Raw genomic sequence first — 7,064 nt, forward strand, 5'->3', positions numbered from 1 at the left:
GCGCTGGCCCCCACGACCGCCCAAACGGGCCGCGTCCCCCCGGTGTAGGGGCGGGGGGCCCGCGGCTTTCTCATGCGTCGGGAGTACCCGGGTCGCGGTGACGGGCCGCGATGCCGAAGCGGCCCTGTTCACCCGGAGCGGACGTGAGGGTGCGGACGGTGGAGACGGAGCTGACCACCTGCCCCTCGGCACCTTCCTGCTCCGCTTCGAGTTTCTCCAGGTCAGCCGCGGAGACCAGCGCCACGAGCGGCTTGCCGTGCCGGGTCACGACGACCCGCTCGTTGCCGTACACCACGCGGTTGATCAGGTCGGCGAGCTCTGCGCGTGCTTGCGTCACCGGAATCTCATAGGCCATGCTCCTCATCTTACGGAATGTACGTCCTGTACATTTTGAACGGAGCAAGGAGGCCGCCCATGGATGCCCGCTACGTCCTTCCCGAGTTCACCGAGCGCACCAGCTTCGGCAGTCGGACCCTCGACCCCTACTCCAAGCTGCTGGAGGAGCGGATCGTCTTCCTCGGGACACCGATCGACGAGATCTCGGCCAACGACGTCATCGCCCAGCTCCTGCACCTGGAGTACGCCGACCCCGACCGGGACATCTCGCTCTACATCAACTCCCCCGGCGGTTCGCTCAGCGCGATGTCCGCGATCTACGACACGATGCAGGTCGTCACCTGCGACGTGGAGACCACCTGCCTCGGCCAGGCCGCGTCCACCGCCGCCGTACTGCTCGCGGCCGGCGCGCCCGGAAAGCGGCTCGCGCTGCCCGGCGCCCGGGTCGTGCTCCAGCAGCCCACGATGGACGAGCCGTTGCAGGGGCAGCCCAGCGATCTCGACATCCAAGCCCGGGAATTGCTCCGGCTGCGCGCGATGGTCGCCGGGATGCTGGCCACCCACACCGGACGGAGCCGCGAGCGGATCGACGCCGACATCGACCGCACCACGATCCTCGACGCGCCGGCCGCCACCGCGTACGGCCTGGTGGATCACGTGATCCAGAACCGAGGGGCGTCCGGCGGCGCCGGGGCGAGGTGAGCCGGGGATGGTTCCCGAGCTGCCGCCGCTGCCCGCGCTGACGCGTGCCGAGGGCGAGTTCGTCGACGCCTATCTCGAAGTCGTCGATCTCCTGGGGCGAATCAATCCATCCAGGTCATTGCATACTTATGGGGCGCTACGGGCGGCTCAGGCCCTGGTGGGACGGGCGACCGCCCTGCGCGACGCCCTGACGGTGATGCATGTGCGCGGTGAGACCGAGGTACATGCGGACACATTGGCCCGCGCGCTGCGGGTGTTGGACGGAGAGCGGCGCGCGGAGCGCGTCACCGTGCCCGGGACACGCGCGAGTTGACATACCCGCGTGTCGTGTCGAGGTCCACTCGGCCCATCACAACCATGGAAATCCTCCCTCGTTCGGCGTAGTCGACGAATCGACATATGTGCGGGGTGAGTTGCGCAACAGGTGTACGCATCTGGCGGAATCCGGCGTTTCTCCCCTGGTACGGGGCTCGTCGGCCAAACCTCAGACGATCACGAAACATGTCTGTCCACCCGAATGGATCAGTCGTGAGGAGCCTCACATAACGTCGTTTCAACTCGGATTTCGCCCTGGATGTGGGTCAAGATCCCTCACGACGACAAGCCCCCGCCACCACGGCGGGGCGGTCCGGGCGGACGCCGAGTCCTGCCGCTGTCCCGGATGTCTGGTCGACAGGAGTGGATCGGCAGGAGTGGAGGACCCGAGCAGTACGGGACGACCGAGCAGTGGGCCGTTCCTCGGGGTGAAGCCGCAGCCGCGGCCGGGCAACTTCGCCAGTCCGAACCCGACAGGTCATCCTTCACAGGCGGCTGACGAAGGGTTGCGCATGACTGCGCAGATTCATGTCCCGTCCCTGCTGTCCCGGGCCGGAGCCGTCTCGGCTCTCACCCTCGCCGCCGTCGGCGGCACGATGCTGGCGCCGGGCGCCGCCTCGGAGGCCCAGGCCGCGACCGCGCATGCCGGCAAGGCGCTGAGCGTCGCGGCGGCCAAGAAGGGATCGCCCTACAGGTACGGAGCGTCAGGACCGACCCGGTTCGACTGCTCGGGGCTCACGCTCTATTCGTTCAAGAAGGCGGGCAAGTCGCTGCCCCGTACCGCGCAGCAGCAGTACAACAAGACCCGGCACATCTCCGCCTCCAGTAGGCAGAAGGGTGACCTGGTCTTCTTCCACGCGGGTGGACGGGTGTACCACGTGGGCATCTACGCCGGGAACAACAAGATCTGGCACTCGCCCAAGACGGGCTCCTGGGTGAAGCTCGACAGGATCTGGTCGTCCAAGGTGTATTACGGCCGGGTCCGATGATCGGGTGACCGGCTGACCTCGTGACCGGGGCCGTCACGGGGGTGCGGTGGCGCCGCCGCACCCTCACGCACCGGCCTCGGGTCCTTGCGAGGGGAGCCGACGGCAGGATCGGGCCGGACACGCCCTAGCTCAAGGAGGCGGGGAGCCTGTTCGGCGCGGCCGTCCAGGGGAGGTTGATCCAGACCGTCTTGCCGCCCTCGCTGGTCGGGGTGACCGAGAGCCGGCCGCCCGCCTCCGCGGTCAGGAAACGGATGATCACCATCCCTCGGCCGTTGTCCTGCTGCACCGCCGCCGGCAGCCGCTTGGGCCAGCGGGGGTGGCTGTCGGTGACGCCGATGTGGAGCTGTTCCTCACGCTCCAGACGGACGTCGACGGTGAAGGTGGGCGACTGCCCGAAGGTGTGCTGGACGGCGTTGGTGGCCAGTTCCGAGACGATCAGCCGGACCGTGTCGGCGGTGTCGCCGGCCTCGGCGAGCCCCCAGCCGGTCAGGATGTCGGCGACGTATCTGCGGGCGGCGGACACCGAGGCGGGATCGCTCGGCAGAGTGACGGTTGCTTCCTGGTGGTCTGCCATGGCGACGCTGTCCCTTTCCCACCGGGCCCGGCCCGGATTGCGCTACGCGTCAGAGTGCCACCGATCGTGCCGCCCCGTATGGCGATCCACCAAGATATGTGCATATTTGTCGCTCGAAGCGGTGAACTCTGCTACGGGAGACCGTATTTGGGCGGCCGGGCTGGTGCGGTCAGCGAGCCGGCGGTGCGGTGCGCACGATCGTTTCCACCGCCCGGTCGATCTGCGCGTCCGTCAGATCCGCGCGGGCCGTCAGGCGCAGTCGCGAGATGCCGTCCGGGACCGACGGGGGCCGGAAGCAGCCCACGGCGAGGCCCAGTTCGCGGCAGTCGGCCGCCCACCGCAGCGCGGCCTCGGGCGAGGGGGCGCGCACCGACACGACGGCCGCGTCCGGGCGTACGGCGGTCAGTCCGGCCTCGGTGAGCATCCGGTGCAGCGTGGTGGCGACGGTACGCGCGCGCTCGGCGAGGCCGGGCTCGCCGTGGATCAGCCGCAGGCTCGCGAGGGCGGCGCCCGCGGCGGCCGGGGCGAGACCGGTGTCGAAGATGAACGTCCGGGCCGCGTTGACCAGGTGCTCGACGACCCGGGCGGGGCCGAGTACGGCACCCCCCTGGCTGCCGAGCGACTTGGAGAGGGTGAGGGTGGCGACGACGTCCTCGTCGCCGGCGAGACCCGCGGCGGCCAGGGCTCCCCGGCCGCCGTCGCCGAGCACGCCCAGGCCGTGGGCGTCGTCCACGACGAGCGCGGCGCCGTGGGTGCGGCAGGCGTCGGCGATCTCGGTCAGTGGGGCCTTGTCGCCGTCCACGGAGAAGACGGAGTCGGTGACGGCGAGGGCCCGGCGGCCCTCATGTGCCCGGAGGGTCTTGCGTACCGCTTCGGGGTCCGCGTGCGGGACCACGGCCGTCTCGGCGCGCGAGAGCCGGCAGCCGTCGACGATCGAGGCGTGGTTGCCCGCGTCCGAGACGATCAGCGAGTCGCGGCTGCTCAGCGCGGTGAGCGCGGCGAGGTTGGCGGTGTAGCCGGAGGAGAAGACGAGGGCCGCCTCGAAGCCGCAGAACTCGGCGAGTTCGCGCTCCAGGCGGGTGTGCAGCCGGGTGGTGCCGGTGACGAGGCGGGAGCCGGTGGCGCCCGCGCCCCAGCGCCGTGCCGCCTCGGCCGCCGCCTCCGTGATCTCCGGCCGGCGGGTCAGTCCGAGGTAGTCGTTGCTCGCGAGGTCGAGCAGGTCCGATTCGGCTGCGCGGGGCCTGAGCGTGCGGACGAGCCCCGTCCGCTCGCGGCGGCGTGCCTCGGCGTCGGTCCAGTCGAAGGCGGTCCCGCGCGTGTCCTCGTCCCGGTGCATGGGGCAGATCCTTTTGTAGGCAGCGCACAGACCCTAACCGCCCGGGGCCGAGGTCAGGGTGTGGCCATGCACACACCTCAAACGGCCTCGTTTGTTCGGATCCTCCTTGGCCGCGAGGTGTGCCGTAGGCGAGGATCACCCTTTATGGACCTGCTGAACACGCTGGTGGAGAAGGGGCTGCGGCGCGAGCTGCCGAGCCGTGAAGAAGCGCTCGCCGTGCTGGCGACCTCCGACGACGAACTGCTCGATGTGGTGGCCGCGGCCGGCAAGGTACGCCGCCAGTGGTTCGGGCGTCGGGTGAAGCTGAACTACTTGGTCAATCTGAAGTCCGGGCTGTGCCCGGAGGACTGCTCGTACTGTTCCCAGCGGCTCGGCTCGACGGCCGGGATCCTCAAGTACACCTGGCTGAAGCCGGACGAGGCGTCCCAGGCGGCCGCCGCCGGTGTCGCGGGCGGTGCGAAGCGGGTCTGTCTGGTGGCGAGCGGCCGTGGGCCGACGGACCGGGACGTGGAGCGGGTCGGCAAGACCATCGAGGCGATCAAGGAGCAGAACGAGGGCGTCGAGGTCTGCGCGTGCCTCGGTCTGCTCTCTGACGGCCAGGCGGAGCGGCTGCGCGAGGCGGGCGCCGACGCGTACAACCACAACCTGAACACGTCCGAGGGGACGTACGGGGAGATCACGACCACCCACACCTACCAGGACCGGGTGGACACCGTGCAGAAGGCGCATGCCGCCGGTCTGTCGGCGTGCTCCGGTCTGATCGCGGGCATGGGCGAGAGCGACGAGGACCTGGTCGACGTCGTCTACGCGCTGCGCGATCTCGACTCGGACTCGGTGCCGGTGAACTTCCTGATCCCGTTCGAGGGCACCCCGCTCGCGAAGGAGTGGAACCTCACCCCGCAGCGCTGCCTGCGGATCCTGGCGATGGTCCGGTTCGTCTGCCCGGACGTGGAGGTCCGGATCGCGGGTGGCCGCGAGGTGCACCTGCGCTCGATGCAGCCGCTCGCGCTGAACATCGCGAACTCGATCTTCCTCGGCGACTATCTGACGAGCGAGGGCCAGGCCGGTCAGGCGGACCTCGACATGATCGCGGACGCGGGCTTCGAGGTGGAGGGCGCGGGCACGACGACGCTGCCCAAGCACCGCGCGGACGCGCTCGCGGCGGCGGGTGCCGCCGGTGGGTGCGGCTCCTCGGCGTCGGCCGGCTGCGGTTCGCAGGCCGAGGCGGGTGCGGGCTGCGGTTCGCACGCCGAGGCGGGCGGCGGCTGTGGGCCGTGCGGTGGCCACGCGCCGCAGGCGCAGGCCCCGGAGGCCGAGCCGGCCGAGGTGCCGGGAGCCCGTACGGACCTGGTGGCGGTACGTCGACGCGGCGCCGGGACGGAGCTCGCGCCGAATGCGTAACGAGGAACTGCTCGCCCTGGACCGGGCGCACGTCTGGCATCCGTACGCGCCCATGCCGGGCCGTACGGACCCGCTGGTCGTCGCGTCCGCGTCCGGGGTACGGCTCCGGCTCGCCGAACCCGTGCACGGTCAGGACGAGTTGATCGACGGCATGTCCTCGTGGTGGTCCGCGATCCACGGCTACAACCACCCCGTGCTCAACGAGGCGGCGCGCGGCCAGCTGGACCGGATGAGCCACGTCATGTTCGGCGGGCTCACCCACGAGCCGGCCGTCCGGCTCGCCACCCGTCTGGTGGAGATCACTCCCGCACCGCTCCGGCATGTCTTCCTCAGCGACTCGGGCTCGGTCTCCGTCGAGGTCGCGGCCAAGATGTGTCTGCAGTACTGGCGCTCGGTGGGCCGGCCCGAGAAGCAGCGGATGCTGACCTGGCGCGGCGGCTACCACGGCGACACCTGGCAGCCGATGTCGCTGTGCGACCCCGAGGGCGGGATGCACCAGCTGTGGTCGGGCGTGCTCCAGCAGCAGGTCTTCGTGGACGCGCCGCCCACCACGTACGAGGAGTCGTACGCCGAGATGCTGCGGGGGCAGATCGCGCTCCACGCGGACGAGATCGCCGCGGTGATCGTGGAGCCGGTGGTGCAGAACGCGGGCGGGATGCGGTTCCACCCGCCCGAGTACCTGCGGGTCCTGCGCGAGGCGTGCGACGAACACGGCGTGCTCCTGATCTTCGACGAGATCGCGACCGGGTTCGGGCGCACGGGCACGCTGTTCGGCGCCGACCATGCCGGGATCTCGCCCGATGTGATGTGTGTGGGCAAGGCGCTGACCGGCGGCTATCTGTCGATGGCGGCGACGCTCTGCACGACGCGGATCGCCGAGGGGATCTCGCTCGGCGAGGTTCCGGTGCTCGCCCACGGGCCGACGTTCATGGGCAACCCGCTGGCCTCGGCCGTGGCCCTGGCGTCGATCGACCTGCTGATGTCGCAGGACTGGGCGCTGGAGGTCAAGCGGATCGAGACGGGGCTCCGCGAGGGTCTCGCCGAGGCCGCCTCGCTGCCCGGTGTCCGGGACGTGCGGGTGCTCGGCGCCATCGGCGTCGTCCAGCTCGACCACGATGTCGACATGGCCGCGGCCACGGAGGCGGCGGTCCGGGCGGGCGTGTGGCTGCGGCCGTTCCGCGACCTGATCTACACGATGCCGCCGTTCGTGACCGGCGACGCGGACCTGGCCCGTATCTGCGCCGCGGTGCGCGCGGCCGCGGTCGCGGGCTGACCGACCGGGCCGCGCCGCCCGGAGCAACGGAAGCCGGCCCGTATCGGTGCCCTTCGGGGCCCCGGGAGGGACGGCGGGCCCCACGCACCCACCCCCCCTGTGGTTTTATAAAAAAACCGACCCCCCTAGACAGGTTAA

The 7,064-nt window shown here is 70.7% G+C and carries 8 protein-coding genes and 1 riboswitch; of the genes, 5 read left to right on the forward strand and 3 right to left on the reverse strand.

Going from position 1 to position 7,064, the window contains the following annotated elements; translation table 11 throughout:
• Nucleotides 1-70: 70 nt before the first annotated feature.
• Nucleotides 71-355 (reverse strand): type II toxin-antitoxin system Phd/YefM family antitoxin, encoded by a 285-nt coding sequence (locus ACFVZW_RS29175; protein ID WP_384527298.1) that lies wholly within the window; start codon nucleotides 353-355, stop codon nucleotides 71-73.
• A gap of 59 nt (nucleotides 356-414) precedes the next feature.
• On the opposite strand from ACFVZW_RS29175, the gene ACFVZW_RS29180 reads away from it, so the two are divergent.
• From ACFVZW_RS29180 to ACFVZW_RS29190, 3 genes are all read left to right on the forward strand, one after another.
• Entirely contained in the window at nucleotides 415-1,038 is a 624-nt protein-coding gene (locus ACFVZW_RS29180) for an ATP-dependent Clp protease proteolytic subunit (protein ID WP_383552492.1), read from the forward strand.
• Nucleotides 1,039-1,045: 7 nt separating this feature from the next.
• The gene (locus ACFVZW_RS29185; RefSeq protein WP_384527301.1) at nucleotides 1,046-1,351 is read left to right on the forward strand and encodes a hypothetical protein; all 306 of its coding nucleotides are present in this window, start codon (nucleotides 1,046-1,048) and stop codon (nucleotides 1,349-1,351) included.
• Nucleotides 1,352-1,665: 314 nt separating this feature from the next.
• Nucleotides 1,666-1,862, forward strand: a riboswitch (cyclic di-AMP (ydaO/yuaA leader).
• Between the two features lie 3 nt (nucleotides 1,863-1,865).
• Nucleotides 1,866-2,342: a C40 family peptidase gene (locus ACFVZW_RS29190; RefSeq protein WP_384527304.1), complete on the forward strand. Its 477-nt coding sequence runs from the start codon at nucleotides 1,866-1,868 to the stop codon at nucleotides 2,340-2,342.
• Nucleotides 2,343-2,466: 124 nt separating this feature from the next.
• Here the strand turns inward: ACFVZW_RS29190 and ACFVZW_RS29195 are convergent, their stop codons facing one another.
• Together ACFVZW_RS29195 and ACFVZW_RS29200 are read right to left on the reverse strand one after the other, a co-directional pair.
• Complete coding sequence (locus ACFVZW_RS29195) at nucleotides 2,467-2,916, reverse strand: ATP-binding protein (protein ID WP_384527306.1); 450 nt, start codon at nucleotides 2,914-2,916, stop codon at nucleotides 2,467-2,469.
• 169 nt (nucleotides 2,917-3,085) lie between these two features.
• Nucleotides 3,086-4,252, reverse strand: a complete 1,167-nt coding sequence (locus ACFVZW_RS29200) for an 8-amino-7-oxononanoate synthase (protein WP_384527309.1) — start codon at nucleotides 4,250-4,252, stop codon at nucleotides 3,086-3,088.
• A 144-nt stretch (nucleotides 4,253-4,396) separates the two neighbouring features.
• Between ACFVZW_RS29200 and bioB the strand changes: the two genes are divergently transcribed.
• Nucleotides 4,397-5,653 (forward strand): biotin synthase BioB, encoded by a 1,257-nt coding sequence (bioB, locus tag ACFVZW_RS29205; RefSeq protein ID WP_384527312.1) that lies wholly within the window; start codon nucleotides 4,397-4,399, stop codon nucleotides 5,651-5,653.
• Nucleotides 5,646-6,926, forward strand: a complete 1,281-nt coding sequence (locus ACFVZW_RS29210; RefSeq protein ID WP_384527315.1) for an adenosylmethionine--8-amino-7-oxononanoate transaminase — start codon at nucleotides 5,646-5,648, stop codon at nucleotides 6,924-6,926. The genes bioB and ACFVZW_RS29210 overlap by 8 nt, the downstream gene beginning before the upstream one ends.
• Nucleotides 6,927-7,064 lie beyond the last annotated feature (138 nt).

Source organism: Streptomyces sp. NPDC059567 (genome assembly GCF_042735655.1).
Taxonomy (GTDB): Bacteria; Actinomycetota; Actinomycetes; order Streptomycetales; family Streptomycetaceae; genus Streptomyces.